We start from the raw sequence: 23260 nt of genomic DNA on the forward strand, positions 1-23260 counted from the left end.
CAAACCTAGAAAAGCTCCGACACAAAACACACGTATCTCTCAAACGATGACACAAAAACACCACCGCGGGATGGAGCAGTCCGGTAGCTCGTCAGGCTCATAACCTGAAGGTCGCAGGTTCAAATCCTGCTCCCGCAACCAAATCGAAAAAGCCCCGTGGCAAAACGCCCGGGGCTTTCTTGCGTTTGGGGGGTCGCGTAAGCCCGCCCCTCACTCCACGTAGTGCTGCGCCCAATTCTGGTAGCACTCCAGGCTCTCGGGGTAATCCGCCGGGCGCTGGTCGCCGTAGGCGCGCATGCGCAAGGGGGAGCCCAGCGCTTCGCGGTACTCCTCGACCGGCACGTAGTAGAGGAACTTCAACACCCGGCTTTCGAAGCGCCAGACACCCGCGTCCCGGCGGTAGCGGTCGTCGTAGCGCAGGCTGCCGATCAGTGTCTGCCCGTTCCGGTGGGCTTCGGCATGGCAGAAGCATTCGCCGGTGGCGCGGTCGGGGTTTCCATCGTCAAAGCTGATGATCGTGTCATGCGTCCAATGCACCGAAATATCGAGCACTTCGAAACGCTTGCGGTAGGTCTGCATGACCGCCTCGAGGCCCTTGCCCTGCATCATGCCGTCCTGGGAGCGGACCTCGGCGTCCTCGGTGAAGAGCGACCGCAGGAGCGGCACGTCGCGGTCGTCGCAGGCCTTGCAGTATTTTGCGATCAGCTCGAGGATCTCGACCCGGCTTTCGAGCCGGTCGATGCGGTGCAAAAGGGCGTCGTCCATGGGGTCCTCCTCAGACAGTGGCCGATGTTCCGAAAACCAGCGTGGCCTGGCTCGAGAGCACGCCGCCGTTGCCGTGGCTGACGGCGATCTCGGGGGCTTCGAGCTGACGCTCGCCGGCTTCGCCGCGGAGCTGGCGGATGCTCTCCACCATGGTGAAGAGGCCGTACATCCCGGGGTGACAGCAGGAGAGCCCGCCGCCATTGGTGTTGACCGGCAGGCTGCCGCCCGGCGCGATGGCACCCGAGGAGACGAAACCGCGGCCCTCGCCCTTGGCGCAGAAGCCGAGATCCTCGAGGAAGAGGATCGTGTTGATCGTGAAGGCGTCGTAGAGCTGCAGGCAGTCCACGTCGCGAGGCGTGATGCCGGCCTGGCCCATGGCCTCGGGGCCGGTGCGGGCGGCGCCGGTCACGGTGAGATCCGGCATGGCGGCGATTTCCTTGTGGGTCACCGTCTGCGCCCCGCCGAGAAGGGGCACCGGTGCGCGGGTGTCCCGGGCGCGGTCGGCGCGGGTCATGACCACGGCGGCGGCCCCATCGGTGACAAGGCAGCAGTCCCGCGCGGTGAGCGGGCTGGAGATCATCCGCGCGCCCAGCACCTCGTCGAGGCTCAACGGGCCGCGGCGGAAGGCTTCGGGGTTGAGATTGGCCCAGGCCCGTGCGGAGAGCGCCACCTGCGCGAGGTCCTCGCGCGTGGTGCCGTAGTCATGCATGTGGCGCGCGGCGGCGAGCGCGTAGCCGCCCACCGGCATCATCGCGCCATGCGGCTGCTCGTAGACCGAGGATTTCAGCGCCGAGACCAGCCCGCCCGAGGCGGTGCGCTGGTTCGAGCCATAGGCGATCAGCGCCACGTCGATCAGCCCGGCGTCGAGCGCCAGGGCCGCGTGGATCGCGTGGCAGAGGAAGGACGATCCCCCGGTGCGGTTGTTGTCGGTGATGCGCGGCGCGATGCCCAGGTATTCGGCGAAGGCCAGCCCGCCGAGGTAGTCGTCGGGCAGCGCCACGAAGAGCCCGTCGACCGCGTCGAGCGGCAGGCCCGCGTCATCGAGCGCCAGATGCGCGGCGCGGGCGGTCATCTCCAGCGCGGTGTAGCCGGGGCATTCGCCCAGGCCGAAGGTCGCGGCGCCGACGGCGGCGGTGCGGGCGCGGGGGAAGCCGGTCATGGCGCCTCTCCTTCGGGCTCGAAGACCACATGCGGCACCTCGGCCTCACGCGCGATCCGGGCGCGGACCGGCGCGCCGATCGCGATGTCCTCGGCGCCCGCGCCGGTGAGGCGCGAGAGCATCCGCCCGCCTTCGGCGAGGTCGACAAGGGCGATCACCCGGGGCGGCCCTTCGCGGCGGTGCTGCAGGGTCACCGAATGCACGGTGCCGCGGCCCGACATCTCCTGCCAGTCCTCGAGCGGGGCCTGCCCGCCCGGCGCGCGCAGCCGCGGCGGAAAGACAGCCTGCCCGCTCTCGGGGTCGCGTTGCAGCATGAACCTTCCTTCGGCCAGATAGCCGAGGTAGCGGGCTTCGGGACCTAAGTCGGACACGGGCGGACCTTTCAGATGACCTTGCGGCTGCGCAGAGCCTCGATCTCTTCCTCGCTGAGCGTCAGCCGCTCGCGCAAGAGCTGGGCGGTATGTTCCCCGGCGAGCGGCGGCGCGCAATTGTAGACCACCGGCGTCGCCGAGAACTTCAGCGGGCTGCCCACCACGCGCACATCACCCATCTGCTCGTGGGTCAGGGTGACGAACATCTGGCGGTCGGCGAGCTGTTCGTCGGCCTCGATGTCGGGCATGTCGTTGATCGGCCCGCAGGACACCTTGGCGGCGTTGATGGTCTTCATCCAGTGCTGCTTGCCGTGGTGTGAAAGCGCCTCGGTCATGTCGCGGGTCAGATCCCTGCGGTTGGCCAGCCGGTCGCGGGAGCGGGCGTATTTCTTGTCCTCGGCCCATTCGGGATGGCCCAGCACCTCGGCCAGGCGGGCGAACTCCCGGTCGTTGAAGGTGGCGATCAGGATATGGCCGTCGGCCACCTCGAAGACGCCGTTGGGCACCGCCGTCGGATGGTCGTTGCCGGTCCGGGGCAGGGGCGCGCGGGCGTTCAGCCAGGCCGACAGCGAGTTCAGCAGCAGCGCGACCTGCGAGTCGAAGAGAGAGATGTCGACATGCTGGCCCTTGCCGGTCTTCTGGCGGTCGATGATCGCGGCGAGGATGCCGATCACCGCGTTGTTGCCGGCGGTGATATCGGCGATCGGCACGCCCACCCGCATCGGCCCGGCGCCGGTCATGCCGTCGGGCAGGCCGGTCACGGCCATCTGCCCGCCCATGGCCTGCACCAGGTAGTCGTAGCCCGAACGGTCGGAATAGGGGCCGGTCTGGCCGAAGCCGGTGATCGAACAGTAGATCAGCCCGGGATTGATCTTGGCGAGATCCTCGTAGCCCAGCCCGTAGCGCGCCAGCGTGCCCGAGCGGAAGTTCTCGATGAAGACGTCGGATTCAGCGATCAACCGGCGCAGGATCTCGGCCCCGTCGGGGTCGGAGAAGTCCAGCGTCAGGGATTTCTTGCCACGGTTCACGGTCTGGAAATAGGTGCTCTGTTCCAGCGCGCGGTCGGGCGAGGTCACCCAGGGCGGCCCGAGGGTGCGCAGGTCGTCGCCGCCGTCCACCCGTTCGATCTTCACGACGTCGGCGCCGAGATCGGCCAGGGTCTGCCCGGCCAGCGGGCCGGCCACGACGCGGCTGAGGTCGAGGACCTTCACCCCGGCCAGGATCCCGCCGGAGGCCGGCGCGGAGACCGCGGCACTCTCGGGCGTGGGGCCCGGCGTCACCGAACTGTGGTTCATACATGTCCTCCCTTCGGTTGGCGTTCCCCGGATTCGCACCGAAGATATTCGCAAGCCTGCTTTTAGGTATACAATAGTTTGGCGATCATATACATGTAAAGGACTATCCGCGGCTTTGCCGGTTGCGCCCGCGGGGCGGCCGTCAGACCATGGCAAAAAGGGAGGAGCAGAAGGATGGAGCTAGGCCTCAGCGGGATGAAGGCCGCGGTCACGGGCGGCAGCCGGGGCATCGGCAAGTCGATCGCCACGCATCTGGCCGCCGAGGGCTGCGACGTCTCGATCTGCGCGCGCGGCCCCGAGGCGATCGCCGAGACCCGGGCCGAGATCGAATCGCATGGGGTGGCCAGTTTCGGCGCCGCGCTGCAGGGCCGCGACGGCGAGGCGGTGCGCCGCTGGACGCAGGACACCTGCACGGAGTTCGGCGGGCTCGACGTCCTGGTCTGCAGCCTCTCGGCGGGCGGCGGCACCAATGACGAACGCTACTGGTATCGCTCCTTCGAGATCGACCTCATGAGCGCCGTCCGCGCCGTCGAAGAGGCCTATCCCTATCTGAAGAAAAGCAAAAACGCCTCGATCCTAGTTGTCTCCAGCATGGCGGCGGCGGAAACCTTCGTGGCGCCCATGGCCTATAACGCCATGAAGGCCTCCTTGGTGACCTGGTCCGAGCAGCTGGCCCAGCAGTACGCGCCCAAGGGCATCCGGGTGAACTGCCTCGAGCCCGGCCCGACGATGTTTCCCGGCTCCAACTGGGAGATGATCAAGATCGCGCGCTCGCGCACCTACGCGGGCGTCATGCGCCAGCAGCCGACCCGCCGCATGGGCACTGCCGAAGAGATCGCCCGCGCCGCCGTCTTCCTGTCGAGCCCCGCCGCGCGCTGGGTCGTCGGCGCCACGCTCCGGGCCGACGGCGGCTACACCAAGGGCGTGCAATTCTGACATCGCGTGAGGGAAAAGAGATGACCATCCAACGAGTGTCCGAGGGCGATTTCACCAAGACCCCGATCGACAAGACCCCCGATCCAGGGCTGGGAACCGAGATGATTCCCAAGGAACGGTATACAAGCCGGGACTTCATGCAGAAGGAATGGGAGCGGCTCTGGACCAAGGTCTGGAACTGGGGCTGCGCCTCCGAGGACGTGGCCGAGCCGGGTGACTACATCGTCACCTCGCTCGGCAAGGAGGAGATCCTGATCACCCGCCAGCACGACGGGCAGGTGAAGGCCTTCTACAACGTCTGCCAGCATCGCGGGAACCGGCTGATGATGGGGCAGGGCAACGCCGAGACCTTCCGCTGCAACTACCACCATTGGGAATACCGGCTGAACGGCGAGTTCGAGAACATCCCCGACGCCGACAGCTTCCCCCAGGGCGCGCCGCCCTGCGGCGGGCTGACCGAGGTCCGGGTCGAGGAGTGGAACGGCTTCGTCTTCTTCAACCTCAACCCCGAGGCCGAGCCGCTTCTGGAGTTCCTGGCCCCGCTCGACACCCACCTCGGGCCCTATCACTTCGACCGGATGGTGAAGGTCACCGACTGGACAGTCGAATGGGAGTGCAACTGGAAGACCTCGGTCGATGCCTTCAACGAGTCCTACCACGTCCAGGGCATCCACCCCGAGCTTCTCTATTTCATCGAAGACAAGCACATCCAGATCGACACCTACGAGCGGCACAACCGCTACCTCATCCCCTTCTCGACCATCAGCCACCGGGTCAACGAGACCACCGAGATCCCGCATCTCATCAAGCACGCGATGAAGGAGGCGGGCATGGACCCGGCGGATTTCGACGGCCGGGTGAGCGAGGTGCGGCGCGCGCTGCAGCTCTACAAGCGCAAGCATGGCGCCGAGATGGGCATCGATTACTCGGATCTGAACGACGATCAGCTGACCGACGATTACCACTACATGATCTTCCCCAACATCACGATGAACACCCATGCCGAGGACCTCATGCTGTTCCGCCAGCGCCCGCATGAGAGCGACCCGGACAAGATGTATTTCGACGTGCAGATGTTCCGCCTGCTGAAGAAGGACGAGCCGCGCCCGAAGAAGCCCAAGAACGAACGCTTCAAGCACGGCGAGCGCAGCATGGGTCTGGTCATCGACCAGGACGCCGCCAACCTGCCCGGCGTGCAGCGCGGCATGCATTCCGCCGCCTTCGAGGGGCTCTGGCTGGGCGACCAGGAGCTGCGCATCCGGCATTTCCACAAGGTGCTGATGGATTATGTCGGCGAAGACTGATCCCCACCCCGCCCGCAAGTGGGAAGACCTGGAGCTTGGCGAGACCACCCGTTCGGACCCGGTGACGGTCACCGAGGACGACATGCTGGCCTTCGCCACCCGCTACGACCCGCAGTATTTCCACTCCGATCCCGAGGCCGCGAAGGACAGCCTTTTCGGTGAGCTGATCGCCTCGGGCATCTATACCGCGGCGCTCTGGCGGATCCTCGATCATTCGGTCAACGGCGACGTGGACTGGGTCTGCGGCGTGCAATGGGACGAGGTGCGCTGGCGCAAGGCCGTGCGCGCCGGCGACGTGCTGACCGCCTGCTCCGAGGTGATCTCGAAGCGGCCCTCGAAAAGCCGCCCCGGGGTCGGGCTGGTGGTCCTCGCCCATCACGTCGAGAACCAGGACGGCGCGGTGGTCTTCAGCTTCACCTCGACCGACCTGGTCTACCGCCGCGACGCGCCATGAGCCTGCCGCCGCGCTGCGAGGCCCTGCTGATCACCGGCGGCCCCTATCACGACATGGACCACGCCCGGCTGGCGCTTCTGGGCTTCATGGGCGAAGAGGAGCGCCTGCGGGTCACCTGTCGCGACCGCTACGACGCCGCGGCCATCGCCGCGGCCGAGGTGATCGTCACCTACACCTGCGACATGGTGCCGGACGCGGCGGCGCTCGACGCGCTCGAGGCCTTTCTTGCCCGGGGCGGCCGCTGGTTCGCCCTGCATGGCACCAATTCGCGCATGGTGCTCGACGGCGATGCCCCGGTTCGCTGCCCGCCGCTGCCGGAGCGGTTCCGCGCGCTTCTCGGCAGCCAGTTCGCCGCCCATCCAGCGCCCGGGCGCTACAAGGTCCGGGTCGCCTCTGACGATCCGCTGACCGAGGGGCTCGGCGACTTCCACGTCGAGGACGAGCAATACCTGCAGCATGAGGACCCGGGCAACGAGGTGCTGCTCTCCACCAAGTTCGAAGGCGCCACGCCGCTGTTCGAGACCCGCGACTGGCCGCTCAGGGAGCACGCGGTGCTCTATCGTCGGCGCCACGGGCCCGGCGCGCTGCTGTATCTCACGCTTGGCCACAGCCGGGGGCGTTACGACATGCGCCCGCTGACCGAGCATTACCCCTTTGTCGAACGCGGATCCTGGCCGCATCCGGTCTTTCAGAGACTGGTCCGCCGTGGCATCCGCTGGGCCATGAAAGAGGAGCCCTTCGCATGACCCAGGCCCTGGCCGAGGACGACGCCCGGATCGTCGAGTTTCACACAGACGACGGGCTGCGCCTGCGCGGCGAAGCCTATGGCGACCCCGCTGCGCCGGGCGTGCTGCTGGCCCATGGCGGCGGGCAGACGCGCTATGCCTGGAGCCGCGTCGCCCGGCGGCTCGGCGCGGCGGGCTGGCATGCCCTGGCGCTCGATCTGCGCGGGCATGGCGAAAGCGACTGGGACGCGGGTGAGAACTACACGCTCGACCGCTACGGCGCCGACCTTGTTGCCGTGGCGCGGGAGTTCGCCGCGCCGCCGGTGCTGGTCGGGGCATCGCTTGGCGGCAACTCGGGGCTTCTGGCGGCGGGCAGCTTCGGGCAGGGGGCCTTCCGCGCGCTGGTGCTGGTCGACATCACCCCGAAGATCGACGCCAAGGGTGTGGACAAGATCATCGACTTCATGGGCAAGCATCTCGACCGCGGCTTCGGAAGCTACGAGGAGGCGGCGCAGGCGATCTCGGACTACCTGCCGGAACGGCGCGGGCGGCGCTCGAACGTCACCTCGCTGGCGCGCTACCTGCGCGAGCGCGAGGACGGGCGGCTGCGCTGGCACTGGGATCCGGCCTTCATCAAGGGCCGCCGCTCCTCCCGGCTGACCTCGGGCACGCTGGAGAAGCTGAACGCCGCGCTTGGCGCGATCTCGGTGCCGATCATGCTCATCCGGGGATCGAACAGCGAGCTCGTCAATGACGAGAGCGTCGCCGAGTTCCTGCGCATCGCCCCGCACGCGGAGTTCCGTGACGTGACCGGCGCCGGGCATATGATCGTCGGCGACCGCAACGACGTCTTTGCCCGGACGCTCGAAGACTTCCTCGGGGGGCTCAGCGGCTAGGCCGCACCAGCACCCGGCGTCCCTCGATCTTCACGTCGAATCGCGGCAGGTTCGGGCAGGGCGTTTTCGCCCGGCCCGTCCGAATGTCGAAGCGCGCCCCGTGGTGGGGGCAGGTGATCTCTCCATCCTCGACCGCGCCGCCTTCGAGCTTGCCCAGCGAATGGGTGCAGAAGCCCGAGAAGGCCACGATCTCGCCCGCGGCATCGCGGGCAAGCATGACCTCCTGGCTGCCGATCGTGGTGAAGAAGACGCCGCTCTTCGGCACCTGCATGGTCGAACAGGCGTCCTGGTAGTCGGTCTGACCGCTCGGCAGCATGATCCCTCCTCAGCCGACACGCTGGTTGAACCGCCGGCCGATCATGGCCGAGGCGATGTTCACCTTCTGGATGTCGATGGCGCCGCCGGCAATGCCCCAGCCCCAGCTGTCGCGCAGGCGCCGCTCCATCGGGTATTCCTTGGAATAGCCGTAACCGCCCATGAGCTGCACCGCCGTGCCGGTCACCTCGCGGCTGATCTCGTTGGCGTAGCACTTGGCGACCGAGCTCTCGAGGATCGAGGGCATCCCGTCCTGGGCGTTGCTTGCGGCGCGATGGATCAGCAGGCGGGCGCCTTCGACGCGGATCTTCATCTCCGCCAGCTTGATCTGCACGCCCTGGAAATCCACGATCGGGCGGCCGAACTGCTTGCGCTCCTGCACGTAGTCCTGGACGTCCTCGAGCGCGCCCGAGGCCTGGCCCAGCGACATGGTCGCATTGCCGCAGCGTTCGAGGTCGAAGGCCTCCATCAGCTTCTTGAAGCCCCCGGCGGGCACGATCACGCTGTCGAGCGGCAGCTCGACGTTGTCGAAGTTCAGATCCGAGGAGGGCACGCCGCGGAAGCCCATGAGCTCTTCCTGCGGGCCGAAGGACAGGCCCGGGGTGCCCTTTTCCACGTAGACCGCGCCGATGCCCTTGGCGCCGGGATCGTCGGACATGCGGCAGTAGACGACGTAACCGTCGGCATGGCCGCCGCCCGAGCACCAGCGCTTGGTGCCGTTCAGAATCACCTTGTCGCCCGAGATCACCGCCCGGGTCTTGAGGTCCGTGAGCGCCGAGCCGGCGTCGGGTTCGGACATCGAGACCGCGACCACCGCCTCTCCGGCGCAGACCCGCGGAATCACCCGTTCCTTCAGGCTGTCCTGGGCGAAATGCTCGATCGCGCGGACCGGGCCGACGCAGCTTTCGAAGACCGGGAAGGCCACGGCCGAGCTGATCTTGGCGAACTCCTCGACCACCAGCAGCGCCTCGAGGTTGCCGAGGCCCAGGCCGCCGTATTTCTCGGCCACGTTGATCCCGAGAAAGCCCATCTCGGCGTAGCGGGAGAGCCAGTCGGCCGGCACGGGCTCGCAGGTCGCCTCGAGCGTCTTGGCCAGCTCCGGCAGTTGCTCCTGCGCGAACCGCCTGGCGGCCTCTTGCAGGCTTCGCTGATCATCGGTCAGTTTGAAGTCCATCTGACCTCCTCCTCCGCTGTGAATACAAAACTATACCTTTTCATATACACAAAAATCTGAGATGGGTATATGCAATCGCTGAAAATGCGGAAAGTCTGACGTTGTTGGGCGGCTAGGGAGGAGACAATGCAGCAAAACCCGGACCAGATCCGGCAGGCCTATCGGCAGATGCGGTTGATCCGCGAGTTCGAGGAACGCCTGCACGTCGAGAACCCCAAGGGCGAGATCGCGGGCTTCACCCATCTCTACGCCGGCCAGGAGGCCATCGCCGTCGGCGTCTGCGAGACCCTGCGCGACAGCGACTACATCATCTCCACCCACCGCGGGCACGGCCACTGCCTGGCGCGCGGCTGCGACCCCAAGGGCATGATGCACGAGATCTACGGCCGCGCCGACGGGCTGTGCAAAGGTCGTGGCGGCTCAATGCATATTGCCGATCTGGACCGCGGCATGCTGGGCGCGAACGGCATCGTGGGCGGCGGCCAGCCGATCGCGGTGGGCGCCGCGGTGGCCTGCAAGGCGCGCGGAGACGGCTCGGTCTCGGTCAGCTTCACCGGCGACGGCGCCTCGAACCAGGGCACCGTTTTCGAGGCGATGAACATGGCGGTGGTGCTGAAGCTGCCCAAGGTCTTCGTGCTCGAGAACAACGGCTATTCCGAACACACCGGCGCGAGCTACGGCATCGGCGGCGAGCTGAAGACCCGCACCGAGGGTTTCGGCATCCCGGTCTGGGAAGCGGACGGCTTTGACTACTTCTCTGTATACGAAGCCGCCAGCCAGGCCGTGGAACACGCCCGGTCCGGCAAGGGTCCAAGCGCCATCCTCGCCACCGCGACGCGGTATTTCGGCCATTTCGAGGGCGACCCGCAGGCCTATCGCGCCAAGGACGAGGTGAAGACCTTCCGCGAGACCAAGGACGCGCTGATGCGCATCCGCGAGAAGGTCACCGGGGCGGGCATCTTCACCGCCGAGGAGCTCGACAAGATCGACGAAGAGGTCCTCGCCCAGATCGAGGCCAGCGTCGAAAGCGCCCGCAGCGGGCCCACGCCGGACGCCGAGATCCTGATGTCCGACGTCTACATCGACTACTGAGAGGGCGCGTTATGGCTGAAATGACAATGCGCGACGCGCTGAACCAGGCGCTGCACGAAGAGATGGAGCGCGACCAGAGCGTCATCGTCATGGGCGAGGACGTGGCCGGCGGCTCGGGCGGCAGCTCGGGCAACCCCGAGGCTGCGGGCGGCATCTTCGGCGTGACCAAGGGGCTCAAGACCAAGTTCGGCGGCGACCGGGTGATCGACACGCCGATCTCGGAAAGCGCGATCGTGGGCCTCGCAAACGGCTCGGCGCTGGCCGGGATGCGGCCGGTGGCCGAGCTCATGTTCGCGGATTTCGTCGGGGTCTCGCTCGACCAGATCTTCAACCAGATGGCCAAGTTCCGCTACATGTTCGGCGGCAAGGCCAAGACCCCGGTCGTGCTGCGCATGTCCATGGGCGCGGGCATGAACGCCGCCGCCCAGCACAGCCAGACGATCTACCCGATGCTGACCATGGTGCCCGGCCTCAAGGTGGTCGTGCCCTCGAACCCCGCCGACGCCAAGGGCCTGATGAAACAGGCCATCCGCGACGACGACCCGGTGGTCTTCTTCGAGCACAAGGCGCTTTATTCCAAGAAGGGCGAGGTGCCCGAGGGCGAGCTCCTGACCCCCTTCGGCGAGGCCGCGCTTCTGCGCGAGGGCTCGGATGTGACCGTCGTGGCGCTGGCGCGCATGGTGCCCTTCGCCATGAAGGCGGTCGACAAGCTGGCGGCCGAGGGCATCAGCTGCGACCTGATCGACCTGCGCACGACCTCGCCGCTCGACGAGGAGGCGGTGCTGGAAAGCCTCTCGCTCACCGGGCGGCTGGTGGTGGTCGACGAGTCCAACCCGGTCTGTTCCATCGCCTCGGAGATCGCCGGGCTGGCCGCCTCGCGCGGGTTCAAGAGCCTGCGCGCGCCGGTCCAGAAGGTGACCGCGCCGCATACGCCCGTGCCCTTCGCCCGCGAGCTGGAGCGCATGTATGTGCCCAGCCCCGCTGATATCGAAGCCGCGATCCGCCGCGCCATGGATGGAGTGTGAGATGACAGAGATTACACCGATCACGCTTCCCAAATGGGGGCTCGAGATGTCCGAGGGCACGGTGACCGGCTGGCATCTGTCCGAAGGCGACAGCGCCGAGAAGGGCGCCGAGCTGGTGGACGTGGAAACCGACAAGATCGTCAATGTGGTCGAGCTCGACCGCCCCGGCACGCTGCGCCGGATCCTGGTGCAGCCGGGCGACACGGTGCCGGTGGGCACGCTGATCGCGGTCATGGCCGACCCGGCGGTCGAGGATGCCGCGGTCGAAGGCTTCATCCGCGAGTACAGCCCGGTGGACGCCTCCTTCGACCCCGACGAGGGGGCAAGTGAACCCAAAGCCGAGGCCCCCGCAGAGGCGCCCGCCGCCGAGGCCCCGCCCGCGACCGAGACGCGCGCCACCCCGCTGGCTCGCCGCGCGGCGGATCGCGCCGGGGTCGACCTCGCCGCGGTGCCGGGCAGCGGGCGCGGCGGCAAGGTCCTGCAGAAGGACGTCTCCGGCGCCGCCACCCCGCGCGACCCCGAGGCGGTCAGGGCCGAGAATGCCGCCATCCCGGCCAGCGTCATCGCGCGCAAGTTCGCCAATGGCCTCGGGCTGTCGCTCGCGGGCATCGCGGGCACCGGCCGCAAGGGCCGCGTCTCGCTGGAGGATGCGCAGGAGGCCGCCCGGGCCGCCGGGCTCTGGTCGCCGCCGGCGCCCAAAGCCGCCCCGGCCGGTCAGGCTGCGCCCGAAGCGGCGGCGGGACAGGAGCAGCCCTTCACCGGCATGCGCAAGTCCATCTCTGCGGCGCTGACCCGCTCCAAGCAGAACATCCCGCATTTCTACACCACCGTGGACATCGAGGTCTCCGCGCTTCTCGACCTGCGCGCCGCGATGAACACCGCCGCCGAGGAGGGTGCGCCGAAGCTCTCGGTCAACGACTTCCTGCTGCGGGCCTGCGGGTTGGCTTTGGCGCGTCACCCCGAGGTCAACGTGCATGTCTCCGAGACCGGCGTGACCGCCTTCGAGCAGGTCGACATCGCCATGGCCGTGGCCGTCGAGGGCGGGCTCGTGACCCCGGTCCTGCGCGACGTGGCGGGCCGGGGCCTGCGCGCCTTGGCCGCCGAGGCGCGCGACCAGGCGGCCCGCGCCCGAGACCGCAGCCTGACCAGCGCCGACCTCGCCGGCGGGACCTTCACGCTTTCCAACCTCGGGATGTTCGGGGTGCGCGAGTTCGACGCGATCATCAACCCGCCGCAGGCCGCGATCCTGGCGGTGGGCGGGCCCCGGCGCGAGCCGCGCGAGACCGCAGAAGGCATCGCCTTCACCTCGGTGATCTCGGTCACGCTTTCGGCCGATCATCGCGCCGTCGACGGGGCGCTGGCCGCGCAGTTCCTGGCCACGCTCAAGGCTCTGATCGAGGCACCGGCGCGGCTCCTGTCCTGACGGGAGCCCGGCCGAGGAAAAGCCGCCGGGATCTCCTCCCCCGGCGGCTTTTCCATGCGCGGTGATGGGGCTTAACCGGCGGCGTTGGCCCGCAGCGCCTCGCGGTCGCCAAGCGCGATATACTCCGCCAGCACATCTCCCTGCACGTTGGTGTGCTTGCGGAAGAGCTCGGCTGCGAGCTCGTATTCTCCGCCGCAGATCGCTTCCATGATCTTCTCGTGGTCGCGCAGGTTGTTCTCGGAGCGGCCCGGGTAGGAGAGCTGGAAGCGCCGGTAGGGCACCAGCTTGATGCCCAGACGATTGGTGGTCTCGATCAGCTCGTGGTTATGCGTGCCCTCGATCACCATCAGGTGGAACTTGCGGCTGAGGTGGTAATATTCGTCCTCGCGCCCGGCCTTGAAGGCCGCCTCGGAGGCCTCGTGCAGCTTGCGCAGGTCGGTACGCTCCTGCGGGGTCATGCGGCGGGCGGCGAACTTGGCGCAGATGCCCTCGAGCTCGGACATCACCTCGAAGAGCCGGATCATGTCCGATAGGTCGATCTGCGCCACGATCGCGCCCTGGCGCGGGCGTTTCTCCACCAGCCCGGACTGGATGAGCTGCAGCATCGCCTCGCGCACCGGCGTCCGCGAGACCGAGAAGCGCCGCGCCAGCGCCTCTTCGTCCAGCGAGGCCCCGGGGGCCAGCCGGCCGGCGAAGATATCGTCTTCCAGTGCCAGCCGCACGGTTTGCGCGTGTGTCATGCCCGAAGTTTTCGCCATCGGCTACCAGCCCTTTCCGAAGTCCAGTGGATCAGCTTCCGTGTTTTTAGTCATACCAGTCTGAATACGTGCTTTTCCAGAAAATTGCGCCGCCCCTGCACGATCGCCCCCAGGGTTGCAACATCTCCGGCACGGTTTTCAGCCAGGCAGGCGCCTGCGGCACCGTGAATTGCTTTGCATTGTATTCCATTGAGGTTGTATAAGTATACCCAGTAGGAGGGGCGATGAACAGCGTTTTCGGAGACATCCGCCAGATCGCCTATGTGAGCGACGACCTCGCGCGCAGCCTGGCCTATTTCACCGGGACGCTCGGGATCGGGCCCTGGTTCGTCAAATCCGACTTCCGCGTCCCCGAGTGCCGCGTCCACGGCCTTGAGACGGAGGTGGTCGTCGATGCGGCGCTGGCAAGTGCCGGGACGCTGCAGCTCGAGATCATCGTGCAGAAAAGCCCCGCGCCGACGCTCTATTCCGAGTTTCTGGCGCAATTCGGCGCCACCTATCTGCCGCACAGCTGGTGCGCCTGGCCCGAGGATTACGACGCGACGGTGAAAGTGGCCAAGGCGCGCGGCTTCCGCCCGGTGCTCGAGGCGCGGCCCGGGCTTGGGCGGATCGCCTATCTCGAACACCCCGCGCAGCCGCATTTCGCCTACGAGCTGGCGGAATACACGCCCGAGCGCCGCTCGATCTTCGCGCAGATCCGCGCGGCGGCAGAGGGTTGGGACGGGTCGGACCCGATCCGCGACGCCTGGCCCGCACCACAACCAGAAGGACCAACAGGATGACCGGACGACTGCAAGGCAAACGGGCGATCGTGCTGGGCGCGGCGCAGGCGGGCAACCTGGGCCAGGTGACCGCCCGCCGCTTCGCCGCCGAGGGCGCGCGCGTTCTGGTGGCCGGGCGCCATGAGGCGCCGCTTCGGGCCCTCGCCGAGGAGATCGGCGGCGCCTGGGCGCTCTGCGACATCACCGAGGAGGCGCAGCTCGGAGCCCTGGTGCAACGCTGCCTCGATGCCTTCGGCGGGCTCGACCTTGCGGTGAACTGCACCGGCTGGGGGCTGCTGACGCCCTTCCTCGACAACACCCGCGAGGAGCTCGAGGCCATGTCGGCCCTGCAGTTCGTCGGGCCCTTCCAGTTCTTCCAGGCGGTGCTGCGCGAGATGAGCGACGGCGGCGCGCTGGTGCAGGTCTCATCCGCCACCGCGAAGATCATGATGGAGGACCACGCCGCCTACATGGGCACCAAGGCGGGCATGGATCACGTGATCCGCTGCATCGCCAACGAGTTCGGCGCCCGCGGCATCCGCGCCAACAGCGTCGCGCCGGGCTTCACCGCCTCGCCGATGACCGAACGGGCGGCGCGCAATCCCGCCGTGGTCGGCGCCTTCGCCAAGGAATACCCGCTGGGCCGGGTCGGCACGCTGGAGGACACCGCCGAGGCCATCACCTGGCTTTGCAGCGACGCCTGTTTCATGACCGGAGAGGTCCTGCAGGTGAACGGCGGCGTCACCCTGCGCCGCAACCCCACCAACGACGAGATCGTCGGTGCCGCCCGCAAGGCCCGCGCGGAGCGCGACGCTCAGGGCTGACGCGCCCGCGCCTTGGGGTCGATCTTCTCGGAAGGCGCGAAGTCGCGGGGCAGCTTGAACTTCTGGATCTTGGTGGTCGACATCGGCCAGTCCTCGACGATCCGCACGTAGCGCGGGATCTTGTAGCTGGCGATCTGGCCGATGCAGTGGTCGACGACCTCCTCGGGAGAGAGCCGCGCGCCGGGCACCAGTTCGACGAAGGCGGCGGCGACCTCGAAGAGATGGTCGTCCGGCACGCCGATCACCTGGGCGATCTGGATCTCGGGATGGGCGCAGAGGAAGGTCTCGATCTCCAGCGCGGCGACATTCTCGCCGCCGATCTTGAGCATGTCCTTCAGCCGCCCGTCGTAGGTGATATGCCCGTCCGCCGAGACGTAGCCCATGTCCCCGGTGCGCAGCCAGCGGCCGCCGTCGACCAGCGTGCGGGCGGTCTGCTCGGGGTCCTTGTAGTAGCCCTGGAAGAGGCAGAAGCCGCCGATCCAGATTTCGCCGCGGCTGCCCGGGGGCAGGTCCGCGAGGGTCTCGGGGTCGACCGCCTTGGCCCGCACCCCGTCGAAGACCCGGCCCGAGACGCGCGGCGCCTCTTCGGGCGGGTCCGCGGGGTCGGTGAAGCAACAGACGCCGGTCGCCTCGGTCAGCCCGTAGGCGTTGATATAGGCCACGCCGGGGAAGGCGCGGGTGTATTTCTCCATCAGCTCCGAAGGGCCGACCACATGCAGGTGCCGCAGCGCCGAGAGGTCGTGCCGGGCAAACTCGGGGTGCTGCACGATCTGGTTCACCAGCGTCGGGAAGGACAGGTAGCCGAAGCTCACCCGCTCGCGCTCCATCTGCGCCAGGGTGCGCGTGGGGTCGAAATGCCCGGTGCAGATCTGCGCGGCGCCCGAGGCCCGGCAGGCCGCCATCGGCAGCATGGTGGACATGTGGAAGAAGGGCAGGGGGTTCATCACCCGGTCGGCCTCGGTCAGTCCGAAGCGCTCGGCGAAGCTGGTGCCGATCATCGACAGGGTGCGGTGGTTGATCATGCAGGCCTTGGGCTGCGCGGTGGTGCCCGAGGAATAGATCATCAGCGCCGGATCCTCGGGGTCGACCGCCTCGCGCAGCGCGTCGATCCGCGCGGGCGGCACGGCTTCGGCCCCGGCCAGAAGGGCGTCGCGGTCCGGCCAGCGGTCCTCGCGCGGGTCGTCGAGGTTGTAGACGGCCCGGAGCCGGGGCGCCTCCTCGAGGTCCAGCGGCCCGCCGTTCCAGATGCCGAGGTCGGGAAAGATCCGCGTCAGCATGCTGCGGAAGTCCATGTGCGGCAGCGCCTGCCCGCCGATGAACAGAAGGTCCATGTCGGAATGGCGCACCGCGTAGGACAGATCGTCGTCGCGGAAGCGGGCGTTGAGCGTCAGCGTCACCGCCCCGATCATGCCCGCGGCGTAGAACAGCCGCACGTAGTCCAGGCAATTGGGCATCAGCACGCCGATATGCGCGCCCGGCGCGACGCCCGCGCCCCGAAGCGCCCGCGCCCAGAGATGGGCGTCGCGGTAAAGCTCCCCCCAGGTCAGCCGGTCGTCGTCGAGGATGATCGCGGTGGCCTCGGGCCAGCGTTCGGCGGCGCGCGCCAGCATGGTGGCGGCGGTTTCCTGTCCCGCGGCGCGGAGGCTGTCGCTCAGATCGTCCATCGGTCCTCCCGCTCGTGGCTCCCGGGCGCGCCTCAGGCGGCGGCCCAGGCCGCCGCCTCCTCGCTTGTCACCCAGTCGATGGCGTTGCGCAGGAGCTTGCGGAAATTCGCGTTGCCATAGGTGTCGGCGTCATTGCCGCAGAGAATGGTCACCGTCGGGGCCTGGCCGGCCTTGCGGGCCCAGGCGACAAGATCGGTGCCCGGCCCGTGGGACCAGCCGTCGCGGGTCCACATCCGCGCTTCCAGCGCATTGGCAGCGGAATAGAAGTTGTCCTGCGTGAAGTCGAACTCCGCCCGCAAAAGCGGCACGACGTCCGGTTCGAGCAGCGGCATCAGGTAGAGCTCGTCGGTGAGGGTGAAGCCCTCGTCCAGACCCTCGGTGACCGGGTGCGTGCCCTCGGGGCGCAGGTGGTAGTCCACCGGGAAAAGGTAGCCGCTGTCGGGATAGTCGCGGCCCTTGTAGCGCCCCGGCTGGTAGAAGAACCGCGCGCCGATGGCCTCGGCGTAGTCGTCCCAGAGCGGCCAGCCCGCCACCGCGTGGTGCAGGAAGATCATCGGCTTGCCCGCCGCCAACAGCGCCCGGAAGCCCTGTTTCATGCGCTCGGGTGGCTCTTGCAGGGCGGGCGGCTGAGGCGTGCGGAACTGCAGCCCGGGCACGTCATAGAACAAGAGCGCGTCGAAGTCCGACGCGCTCTCGGGGGAGAGCAGCGCCGCCGTGGCGGGCTGCTCCACATGGGTCCAGGTCATGCCGCGCATCGCGTCGAACATGCCGAAGAAGGCCGGCTTGTCGAACGGGTGCCCCTTGGTGGACACCAGCAGGTTCAATGGCGCGTCGTAGCGGATGACCATGGGGCGTCAGAACTGCACGCGCTTGGTGAAGCCGCCGTCCACGATCAGGTTGGTGCCGGTGACCCAGCTGGCCGCATCCGAGGCCAGGAAGGCGATGCATTTGGCCACCTCGTCGGCCTCGCCCATGCGCCCGTCGGGCTGCTGCGCGAGGATCGAGTTGAAGAAGGCCTCGTCGGACTGGCGGATCTGGTCCCAGTTGCCGCCCTCGATCAGGATCGGGCCCGGCGAGACCACGTTGAAGCGGATGCCGCGCTTGGCGTGGAACTGGCTCATCTGCTTGGCATAGGTGATGAGCGAGGCCTTGATCGAGTTGTAGGGCATCGGCGCGATGAAGGTCTCGACCGCGGCGGTGGTTGAGATGAAGACCACCGAGGCGTTGCCCGAGGCCTTCATGTAGGGAAACAGCGCGTCGAAGCCGCGGACGCAGCCCATGAGGTCGATCTCGAAGGCCTTGTACCAGCTCTTCTCGCCCTCCATGCCGCCGCCTGCGCTGACGCCGGGCACGAAGATGTCGCAGCCGCCCAGTTCCTCGGCGGCGTCCTTCAGCCACTGCTGGTAGCCCTCGACCTCTTTGACGTTGGCGCTGCCGCCGATGACCTTGACGCCAAAGGCCTTCAGCTCCTCGGCGGTCTTGGCGACCTCGTCTTCGCTGCGCGCGCAGAAGGCGATGTCGCATCCCTCTTCGGCGAGGATCGTGAGCAGCGACCGGCAGATGCCCTTGGTGCCGCCGGTGACGATTGCCTTCTTGCCTTTCAGGCCAAGATCCATGCCTTTTCCTCCCATGTCAGTTGGCCCGTACCGGCCGCTGTCTGTCCGTATACACAGAAACGGCCTTTCTGTCCATTGGCAAGCCGAAACCGGGTGGAATTGCGCGGCGTGGCGCGTGACGCGTCTCTATTTGCCTGTAAAAACTCACAAATATCGACTGCATCTCTGAATACGGAAATTGCCTTCTTTACACACAATGCGCGTATTCTGTATACGGGTCGGCAGGAGGAGCGACCGATATGACGGCGGAACGGGGCAGGAGATCCGGCTGTGCGGCTCGATGAGGTGATCTTCGGCGCCGGGCGGCGGACGCCGCTGGGCAACTTCGGCGGCGCGCTGCGCGGCGTGCCCCTGGCCGACCAGGCCGCCCATGCGATCACGCACAGCCTTGCTGCCGCCGGGCGCGCGCCCGAAGAGGTCGACCACTGCGTCTTCTCCACCACCGTGCCCACCGACCGCGACAGCCTTTTCGCCGCCCGCGTCGTCGGCATGCGCGCGGGCCTGCCCGAGGCCGCCCCGGCGCTCTGCGTCACGCGCGCCTGCGCCTCGGGGCTGCAGGCAATGATCTCCGGCGCCCAGCAGATCGCCGAGGGCCAGAGCCGCCTGACCGTCGTCGCGGGCGCGGAGGCTTTTTCCCGCGTGCCGCACGCCGTCTCGGGCCTGCGCTGGGACGGCGCGCGGGGCAGCCGCCCCTTCGAGGACATGCTCGACTGGGCCTACCGCTGCCCTTTCAGCCAGGAGTACATGGGCGACACCGCCGAGACGCTGGCCGAACGCTTCGGCTACAGCCGCGAGGCAATGGACGCCTGGGCCGAGATGAGCCAGTCCCGCGCGCTGGGCGCCCGGGACTTTCTCGCCCGCCAGATCGCCCCGATGGAGATGCTGGCCGAAGACGAAAGCCCGCGCGCCGATGCCGATGCAGACAAGCTCGCCCGCCTGCGCCCCGCCTTCCGCGAGGGCGGGTGCGTCACCGCGGGCAATGCCTCGGGTGTGACCGATGGCGGCGCGGCGATGATCGCCTGCGCGCCGGGCGAGGCCCTGCCCGAGAATCCCTTCCGCATCCGCGCCTGGCGCGCGGTCGGCGTCCCGCCCGAGATCATGGGCATCGGCCCGGTCCCGGCGGTGCGCGCCGTGCTCGAGGCGACCGGCCTCGGCATCGCGGACGTGGACTACTTCGAGGTCAACGAAGCCTTCGCGGTGGTGAACCTGCACGCCGAGGCCGAACTCGGCATCCCGCGCGAGAGGCACAACCTCTACGGCGGCGGGATTTCCCTGGGCCATCCGCCCGCGGTGACCGGGCTGCGCATGGCGATGACCGCCGCGCAGCACCTGCACGAGACCGGCGGGCGCCTGGCCATGCTGACCATGTGCCTCGGCGGCGGTCAGGGCATGGCCATGCTGATCGAACGGATATGAGGAGAGCTGCATGAGCGAGCTTGTGACGGTGACGATCGAGGGGGCGGTGGCCGAGTTGCGCTTCAACCGCCCCGAGGCGCTGAACGCGCTGGACCTGCCCCTGGCCCGGGCCTTCGCCGAGGCGGTGGACCGGGTCACTGCGGACCCCGCGGTGCGGGCGATCCTGCTGTGCGGCGCGGGCCGGGCCTTCGTCGCGGGCGGCGATGTCGCGGCCATGGCCGCCGACCCCGACCGCGGCCACGAGGTCGTCGACGCGCTGCTCGAAGTGCTGAACCCCGCCGTGCTGGCTCTGCGCGCGGGCGACGCCCCGGTGATCGCCTCGGTGCGCGGGGTCGCGGCGGGCGCGGGCCTGTCGCTCGTGGCCAATGCCGACCTGGTCGTCGCCGATGCCGAGGCGCGTTTTGTCATGGCCTACGACCAGGTGGCCGGGGTGCCCGATTGCGGCGGCACCTGGTTCCTGACCCATCGGATCGGCCGGGCGAAGGTGCTCGAGATGATGCTGACCGGCGCGCCGATGACGGGCGCGGAGGCGCAGGCCGCGGGGCTGGTCACCCGGCTCTGTCCCGAAGACGAGGTCGAGGGTGAGGCCCGGAAGCTCGCCGCCCGCGTCGCGCGCGGGCCGACACAAAGCTACGGGCGGTTCCGCCGGCTCATTGACGCCGCGCCCCACCACACGCTGGCCGAACAGCTCGCGGCCGAGCGCAGCGAGATCGTCGCCGCCGCCCATAGCGCCGACTTCCGCGAGGGGGTCAGCGCCTTCACCGAGCGGCGCAAACCCGAGTTCAGGGGGCAATGATGGCTGACTACGACATCCTCGTCATCGGCGGCGGGCCGGGGGGCTATACCGCCGCAATCCGCGCCGCGCAGCTTGGCTTCAAGGCCGCCGTGGTCGAACGCGAGCACCTGGGCGGCATCTGCTCGAACTGGGGCTGCATCCCGACCAAGGCGATGCTGCGCTCGGCCGAGGTGCTGGGCCAGATGCGCCATGCCGCCGACTTCGGCTTGAGCCTCTCGGGCGATGTGAGCCCGGACATCGCCGCCATCGCCTCTCGCGCGCGGGGCATCGCCGAGCGGATGAACGGCGGGGTCGGCATGCTGTTGCGCAAGAACAAGGTCGACGTGATCTGGGGCGAGGCGCGGCTGACCGGCCCCGGCCAGGTCAGCGTCGGCGTACCCGGCAAGGCACCCTGCGCGCCGCAGGCGCCGAAGCCGCGCGGCGTCAAACCCGAGGGCGACTACACCGCCCGGCACATCGTGCTGGCCACCGGCGCCCGCCCGCGCGTGATCCCCGGGCTCGAGCCCGACGGTGAGCGCATCTGGACCTATTTCGAGGCGCTGAAACCCGAGGCAGTGCCCAAGCGGCTCGCCATCGTCGGCTCCGGCGCCATCGGCGTGGAATTCGCCAGCTTCTACGCCGCCATGGGCAGCGAGGTCACCGTGGTCGAGATGGTCGACCGCATCCTGCCCGCCGAGGATGCCGAGGTCTCGGATTTCATGCGCAAGGCCCTGGAAAAGCGCGGCATTGCCTTCCGCACCGGCGCGGCGATCACCGGCTCCAAACTCACCAAGTCCGGGGTGACGCTGACCCTCGGAGAGGGTGAGACGCTGAAGGTCGACCGGGTGATCTCGGCCGCAGGCGTGGTGGCGAACACCGAGGGGCTCGGGCTCGAGGCGCTGGGACTCACGCTGGAAAACGGCGTGGTCCCGACCAGCGGCGCGGGGCGGACCTCGGTGCCGGGGCTCTACGCGATCGGCGACATCACCGGCGCACCGATGCTGGCGCATAAGGCCGAACACGAGGCCGCGCTCTGCATCGAGGCTATCGCCGGCGAGCCGGGGCCCGAGCTGAACCGGAGCCGCATCCCGGCCTGCACCTATTGCGACCCGCAGGTTGCATCGATCGGGCTGACCGAGGCCCAGGCCGAGGCCGCCGGACATGCGCTGCGCGTCGGGCGCTTCCCTTTCCTGGCCAACGGCAAGGCCATCGCCATGGGCGAGGATCAGGGCATGGCGAAGGTGATCTTCGACGCCGACAGCGGAGAGCTGCTTGGCGCGCATCTCGCCGGGCCCGAGGTGACCGAGCTGATCCAGGGTTTCGCCATGGCGATGGAGCTGGAAGCTACCGAGGCCGAGATCATCGACACGGTTGTCCCGCATCCGACGATCTCGGAGGTGATGAAAGAGGCCGTCATGGCTGCCTTCGGCCGGGCGGTGAACATCTGAGACCCTCGCGCGCCCGGGCCTCGGGGTCCGGGCGTGGGGTCCTCGCGGGTTCCGGCCTCAGTCCGGCAGCGACCAGCCGCGGGCCAGCGCCACTTTCTCCACCTCGGGCAGCACCAGCCGGCCCTCGCTGTCGAGATGGCCCAGGACGCCGGTGCGGAAGAACCGGTCGGTGAAGCCCGCGCCGGGGCGCCCGGCGTATCCCTGGAAGACGCCTGTGCCGCGCAGCCAGACCTCGCCGGTCTCATACAGCAGCACGTCCATGCCGGTGCGGGGATCGACCACCATGACCTCGATCCCGCCGAGCGGGCGTCCGCAGGTGGCCACGACCGTTGCGGCGGGGTCGCGTGGATCGCTGGTCAGCGCCAGGCCGAAGGTCTCGGGCAGGGTCAGCCCGTTGACGAGCCGCGTGCCGGGCAGGGCCTCCGCGACCTCGGCCAGCTGCGCGCGCCCGGCGCGCAGGTGCAGCCGCGCAAGCCCGGGGGTGGGGCGGTAGTCCGCCACGGCCCCGGGCTCGAGCAGCCAGCCGGTCGTGGCCGCCTCAAGGTCAGCCGACAGGTCAAGCTGCGCGCCCGAAGCCAGGCAGGCGGCGAGCACCGGCCAGAACCCCGGATCCTCGGGCCGGGCGGCCAGCGCGACGCGGTCGTCCGCCGTGAGCGCCTCGCGCCGGGCCAGCGCAGCACCAAGGTGCGCGGCGTCAGCGGAGACATGGCAGAGCACCGCGCGCGCGCCGTCGCGCTCGATCGCGAAGCCCATGTCGCTGCGGCCGGACAGCACATCGGCGGTTCCGCCAAAGCGGACGACCCCGCCCGAACCGAGCTCGCCGAGCACCTCAAGCACCCGGCCTAGAGCCCCCGTGGCGGGCCCGCCGCCGTCGCGCACGGCTTCCGCGACCGCGCCCCAGGTGAGGCTGGTCTCGCCGTCGGTCAGCCCCGGGCGATCGGGGTGGTCTCCCGCAACCGAGGCCAGCAGACCCGCGAGGCCCTGCCGTTCCGATACCCTGGGCCTGTCCTGCGCATCCGCCGCCATGGCGCTTCCCTCACCTGATGAATTGTGTTTCTAATTAC

At 68.6% G+C, this 23260-nt stretch carries 24 protein-coding genes and 1 tRNA gene; 14 read left to right on the forward strand and 11 right to left on the reverse strand.

Annotated elements, in window-relative coordinates; translation table 11 throughout:
• Positions 1 to 64 precede the first annotated feature (64 nt).
• Positions 65 to 141: transfer RNA gene (locus ACX938_RS07315), tRNA-Met, on the forward strand.
• A gap of 69 nt (positions 142 to 210) precedes the next feature.
• Here the strand turns inward: ACX938_RS07315 and ACX938_RS07320 are convergent.
• From ACX938_RS07320 to ACX938_RS07335, 4 genes are all read right to left on the reverse strand, one after another.
• On the reverse strand, positions 211 to 765 hold the full coding sequence (locus tag ACX938_RS07320; protein WP_459430566.1) for a nuclear transport factor 2 family protein: 555 nt from the start codon (positions 763 to 765) through the stop codon (positions 211 to 213).
• Between the two features lie 10 nt (positions 766 to 775).
• Positions 776 to 1924: a thiolase gene (locus ACX938_RS07325; protein ID WP_459430567.1), complete on the reverse strand. Its 1149-nt coding sequence runs from the start codon at positions 1922 to 1924 to the stop codon at positions 776 to 778.
• Complete coding sequence (locus tag ACX938_RS07330) at positions 1921 to 2238, reverse strand: Zn-ribbon domain-containing OB-fold protein (protein ID WP_459430568.1); 318 nt, start codon at positions 2236 to 2238, stop codon at positions 1921 to 1923. The genes ACX938_RS07325 and ACX938_RS07330 overlap by 4 nt, the downstream gene beginning before the upstream one ends.
• Positions 2239 to 2306: 68 nt before the next feature.
• Positions 2307 to 3590, reverse strand: coding sequence for a CaiB/BaiF CoA transferase family protein (locus ACX938_RS07335; protein ID WP_459430569.1), 1284 nt, complete (start codon positions 3588 to 3590; stop codon positions 2307 to 2309).
• A gap of 174 nt (positions 3591 to 3764) precedes the next feature.
• Between ACX938_RS07335 and ACX938_RS07340 the strand changes: the two genes are divergently transcribed.
• The 5 genes from ACX938_RS07340 to ACX938_RS07360 are packed head-to-tail and all read left to right on the forward strand — an operon-like array spanning position 3765 to position 7905.
• The gene (locus tag ACX938_RS07340) at positions 3765 to 4526 is read left to right on the forward strand and encodes an SDR family NAD(P)-dependent oxidoreductase (RefSeq protein WP_459430570.1); all 762 of its coding nucleotides are present in this window, start codon (positions 3765 to 3767) and stop codon (positions 4524 to 4526) included.
• 20 nt (positions 4527 to 4546) lie between these two features.
• Positions 4547 to 5830, forward strand: a complete 1284-nt coding sequence (locus ACX938_RS07345) for an aromatic ring-hydroxylating oxygenase subunit alpha (protein WP_459430571.1) — start codon at positions 4547 to 4549, stop codon at positions 5828 to 5830.
• Positions 5814 to 6284, forward strand: a complete 471-nt coding sequence (locus tag ACX938_RS07350) for a MaoC family dehydratase (protein ID WP_459430572.1) — start codon at positions 5814 to 5816, stop codon at positions 6282 to 6284. Before ACX938_RS07345 ends, ACX938_RS07350 begins: the two co-directional genes overlap by 17 nt.
• A complete protein-coding gene (locus ACX938_RS07355; RefSeq protein WP_459430573.1) occupies positions 6281 to 7030 on the forward strand; it encodes a ThuA domain-containing protein in 750 nt (249 codons plus the stop codon). Before ACX938_RS07350 ends, ACX938_RS07355 begins: the two co-directional genes overlap by 4 nt.
• Positions 7027 to 7905: an alpha/beta fold hydrolase gene (locus ACX938_RS07360; RefSeq protein WP_459430574.1), complete on the forward strand. Its 879-nt coding sequence runs from the start codon at positions 7027 to 7029 to the stop codon at positions 7903 to 7905. Before ACX938_RS07355 ends, ACX938_RS07360 begins: the two co-directional genes overlap by 4 nt.
• Here the strand turns inward: ACX938_RS07360 and ACX938_RS07365 are convergent.
• Positions 7895 to 8221: a Rieske (2Fe-2S) protein gene (locus ACX938_RS07365; RefSeq protein WP_232754368.1), complete on the reverse strand. Its 327-nt coding sequence runs from the start codon at positions 8219 to 8221 to the stop codon at positions 7895 to 7897. The two genes, ACX938_RS07360 and ACX938_RS07365, sit on opposite strands and share 11 nt — an antisense overlap.
• A gap of 9 nt (positions 8222 to 8230) precedes the next feature.
• Entirely contained in the window at positions 8231 to 9394 is a 1164-nt protein-coding gene (locus tag ACX938_RS07370; protein ID WP_232754367.1) for an acyl-CoA dehydrogenase family protein, read from the reverse strand.
• 126 nt (positions 9395 to 9520) lie between these two features.
• Between ACX938_RS07370 and ACX938_RS07375 the strand changes: the two genes are divergently transcribed.
• From ACX938_RS07375 to ACX938_RS07385, 3 genes are read left to right on the forward strand one after another with little or no spacing between them, the layout of a single operon-like run.
• Positions 9521 to 10486: a thiamine pyrophosphate-dependent dehydrogenase E1 component subunit alpha gene (locus tag ACX938_RS07375; protein WP_232754366.1), complete on the forward strand. Its 966-nt coding sequence runs from the start codon at positions 9521 to 9523 to the stop codon at positions 10484 to 10486.
• 11 nt (positions 10487 to 10497) lie between these two features.
• Complete coding sequence (locus tag ACX938_RS07380) at positions 10498 to 11511, forward strand: alpha-ketoacid dehydrogenase subunit beta (RefSeq protein ID WP_232754365.1); 1014 nt, start codon at positions 10498 to 10500, stop codon at positions 11509 to 11511.
• Between the two features lies 1 nt (position 11512).
• A complete protein-coding gene (locus ACX938_RS07385) occupies positions 11513 to 12934 on the forward strand; it encodes a 2-oxo acid dehydrogenase subunit E2 (protein WP_459430575.1) in 1422 nt (473 codons plus the stop codon).
• A 71-nt stretch (positions 12935 to 13005) separates the two neighbouring features.
• Here the strand turns inward: ACX938_RS07385 and ACX938_RS07390 are convergent, their stop codons facing one another.
• Positions 13006 to 13674 carry a GntR family transcriptional regulator gene (locus ACX938_RS07390; protein WP_232754363.1) on the reverse strand — a complete coding sequence of 223 codons (669 nt, stop codon included), beginning with the start codon at positions 13672 to 13674 and terminating at the stop codon, positions 13006 to 13008.
• A gap of 242 nt (positions 13675 to 13916) precedes the next feature.
• On the opposite strand from ACX938_RS07390, the gene ACX938_RS07395 reads away from it, so the two are divergent.
• Entirely contained in the window at positions 13917 to 14474 is a 558-nt protein-coding gene (locus ACX938_RS07395) for a VOC family protein (RefSeq protein ID WP_459430576.1), read from the forward strand.
• On the forward strand, positions 14471 to 15277 hold the full coding sequence (locus ACX938_RS07400) for an SDR family NAD(P)-dependent oxidoreductase (protein ID WP_459430577.1): 807 nt from the start codon (positions 14471 to 14473) through the stop codon (positions 15275 to 15277). The genes ACX938_RS07395 and ACX938_RS07400 overlap by 4 nt, the downstream gene beginning before the upstream one ends.
• On the opposite strand, the gene ACX938_RS07405 is transcribed toward ACX938_RS07400, so the two are convergent.
• The 3 genes from ACX938_RS07405 to ACX938_RS07415 are packed head-to-tail and all read right to left on the reverse strand — an operon-like array spanning position 15268 to position 18557.
• Positions 15268 to 16941: a class I adenylate-forming enzyme family protein gene (locus ACX938_RS07405; protein WP_459430578.1), complete on the reverse strand. Its 1674-nt coding sequence runs from the start codon at positions 16939 to 16941 to the stop codon at positions 15268 to 15270. The genes ACX938_RS07400 and ACX938_RS07405 overlap by 10 nt on opposite strands.
• A gap of 32 nt (positions 16942 to 16973) precedes the next feature.
• Positions 16974 to 17789 carry a ThuA domain-containing protein gene (locus ACX938_RS07410; RefSeq protein ID WP_459430579.1) on the reverse strand — a complete coding sequence of 272 codons (816 nt, stop codon included), beginning with the start codon at positions 17787 to 17789 and terminating at the stop codon, positions 16974 to 16976.
• Positions 17790 to 17795: 6 nt separating this feature from the next.
• A complete protein-coding gene (locus tag ACX938_RS07415; RefSeq protein WP_232754358.1) occupies positions 17796 to 18557 on the reverse strand; it encodes an SDR family NAD(P)-dependent oxidoreductase in 762 nt (253 codons plus the stop codon).
• A gap of 270 nt (positions 18558 to 18827) precedes the next feature.
• Here ACX938_RS07415 and ACX938_RS07420 point away from each other — a divergent pair, with 270 nt between their 5' ends.
• Genes ACX938_RS07420 through lpdA form a run of 3 tightly spaced genes read left to right on the forward strand, consistent with a single transcriptional unit; the run spans position 18828 to position 22196 of the window.
• A complete protein-coding gene (locus ACX938_RS07420; protein WP_459430580.1) occupies positions 18828 to 19973 on the forward strand; it encodes a thiolase family protein in 1146 nt (381 codons plus the stop codon).
• Positions 19974 to 19983: 10 nt separating this feature from the next.
• Entirely contained in the window at positions 19984 to 20769 is a 786-nt protein-coding gene (locus ACX938_RS07425) for an enoyl-CoA hydratase/isomerase family protein (RefSeq protein WP_459430581.1), read from the forward strand.
• Entirely contained in the window at positions 20769 to 22196 is a 1428-nt protein-coding gene (gene lpdA, locus ACX938_RS07430; RefSeq protein ID WP_459430582.1) for a dihydrolipoyl dehydrogenase, read from the forward strand. Before ACX938_RS07425 ends, lpdA begins: the two co-directional genes overlap by 1 nt.
• Positions 22197 to 22253: 57 nt before the next feature.
• Here the strand turns inward: lpdA and ACX938_RS07435 are convergent, their stop codons facing one another.
• Positions 22254 to 23222: an AMP-binding protein gene (locus tag ACX938_RS07435; RefSeq protein WP_459430583.1), complete on the reverse strand. Its 969-nt coding sequence runs from the start codon at positions 23220 to 23222 to the stop codon at positions 22254 to 22256.
• Positions 23223 to 23260: the final 38 nt, after the last annotated feature.

The organism is Roseivivax sp. (assembly GCF_054552075.1).

What these genes read in the sequence shown, in the direction of transcription:
- ACX938_RS07425 (WP_459430581.1), top strand. Translation starts at nt 19,984, where the DNA reads ATGAGCGAGCTTGTGACGGTGACGATCGAGGGGGCGGTGGCCGAGTTG.
- ACX938_RS07330 (WP_459430568.1), bottom strand. Translation starts at nt 2,238, where the DNA reads ATGCTGCAACGCGACCCCGAGAGCGGGCAGGCTGTCTTTCCGCCGCGG.
- ACX938_RS07340 (WP_459430570.1), top strand. Translation starts at nt 3,765, where the DNA reads ATGGAGCTAGGCCTCAGCGGGATGAAGGCCGCGGTCACGGGCGGCAGC.
- ACX938_RS07360 (WP_459430574.1), top strand. Translation starts at nt 7,027, where the DNA reads ATGACCCAGGCCCTGGCCGAGGACGACGCCCGGATCGTCGAGTTTCAC.
- ACX938_RS07380 (WP_232754365.1), top strand. Translation starts at nt 10,498, where the DNA reads ATGGCTGAAATGACAATGCGCGACGCGCTGAACCAGGCGCTGCACGAA.
- ACX938_RS07390 (WP_232754363.1), bottom strand. Translation starts at nt 13,674, where the DNA reads ATGACACACGCGCAAACCGTGCGGCTGGCACTGGAAGACGATATCTTC.
- ACX938_RS07355 (WP_459430573.1), top strand. Translation starts at nt 6,281, where the DNA reads ATGAGCCTGCCGCCGCGCTGCGAGGCCCTGCTGATCACCGGCGGCCCC.
- ACX938_RS07365 (WP_232754368.1), bottom strand. Translation starts at nt 8,221, where the DNA reads ATGCTGCCGAGCGGTCAGACCGACTACCAGGACGCCTGTTCGACCATG.
- ACX938_RS07385 (WP_459430575.1), top strand. Translation starts at nt 11,513, where the DNA reads ATGACAGAGATTACACCGATCACGCTTCCCAAATGGGGGCTCGAGATG.
- ACX938_RS07405 (WP_459430578.1), bottom strand. Translation starts at nt 16,941, where the DNA reads ATGGACGATCTGAGCGACAGCCTCCGCGCCGCGGGACAGGAAACCGCC.
- ACX938_RS07370 (WP_232754367.1), bottom strand. Translation starts at nt 9,394, where the DNA reads ATGGACTTCAAACTGACCGATGATCAGCGAAGCCTGCAAGAGGCCGCC.
- ACX938_RS07335 (WP_459430569.1), bottom strand. Translation starts at nt 3,590, where the DNA reads ATGAACCACAGTTCGGTGACGCCGGGCCCCACGCCCGAGAGTGCCGCG.
- ACX938_RS07415 (WP_232754358.1), bottom strand. Translation starts at nt 18,557, where the DNA reads ATGGATCTTGGCCTGAAAGGCAAGAAGGCAATCGTCACCGGCGGCACC.
- ACX938_RS07345 (WP_459430571.1), top strand. Translation starts at nt 4,547, where the DNA reads ATGACCATCCAACGAGTGTCCGAGGGCGATTTCACCAAGACCCCGATC.
- ACX938_RS07325 (WP_459430567.1), bottom strand. Translation starts at nt 1,924, where the DNA reads ATGACCGGCTTCCCCCGCGCCCGCACCGCCGCCGTCGGCGCCGCGACC.
- ACX938_RS07375 (WP_232754366.1), top strand. Translation starts at nt 9,521, where the DNA reads ATGCAGCAAAACCCGGACCAGATCCGGCAGGCCTATCGGCAGATGCGG.
- ACX938_RS07435 (WP_459430583.1), bottom strand. Translation starts at nt 23,222, where the DNA reads ATGGCGGCGGATGCGCAGGACAGGCCCAGGGTATCGGAACGGCAGGGC.
- ACX938_RS07395 (WP_459430576.1), top strand. Translation starts at nt 13,917, where the DNA reads ATGAACAGCGTTTTCGGAGACATCCGCCAGATCGCCTATGTGAGCGAC.
- ACX938_RS07400 (WP_459430577.1), top strand. Translation starts at nt 14,471, where the DNA reads ATGACCGGACGACTGCAAGGCAAACGGGCGATCGTGCTGGGCGCGGCG.
- ACX938_RS07350 (WP_459430572.1), top strand. Translation starts at nt 5,814, where the DNA reads ATGTCGGCGAAGACTGATCCCCACCCCGCCCGCAAGTGGGAAGACCTG.
- ACX938_RS07320 (WP_459430566.1), bottom strand. Translation starts at nt 765, where the DNA reads ATGGACGACGCCCTTTTGCACCGCATCGACCGGCTCGAAAGCCGGGTC.
- ACX938_RS07410 (WP_459430579.1), bottom strand. Translation starts at nt 17,789, where the DNA reads ATGGTCATCCGCTACGACGCGCCATTGAACCTGCTGGTGTCCACCAAG.
- lpdA (WP_459430582.1), top strand. Translation starts at nt 20,769, where the DNA reads ATGGCTGACTACGACATCCTCGTCATCGGCGGCGGGCCGGGGGGCTAT.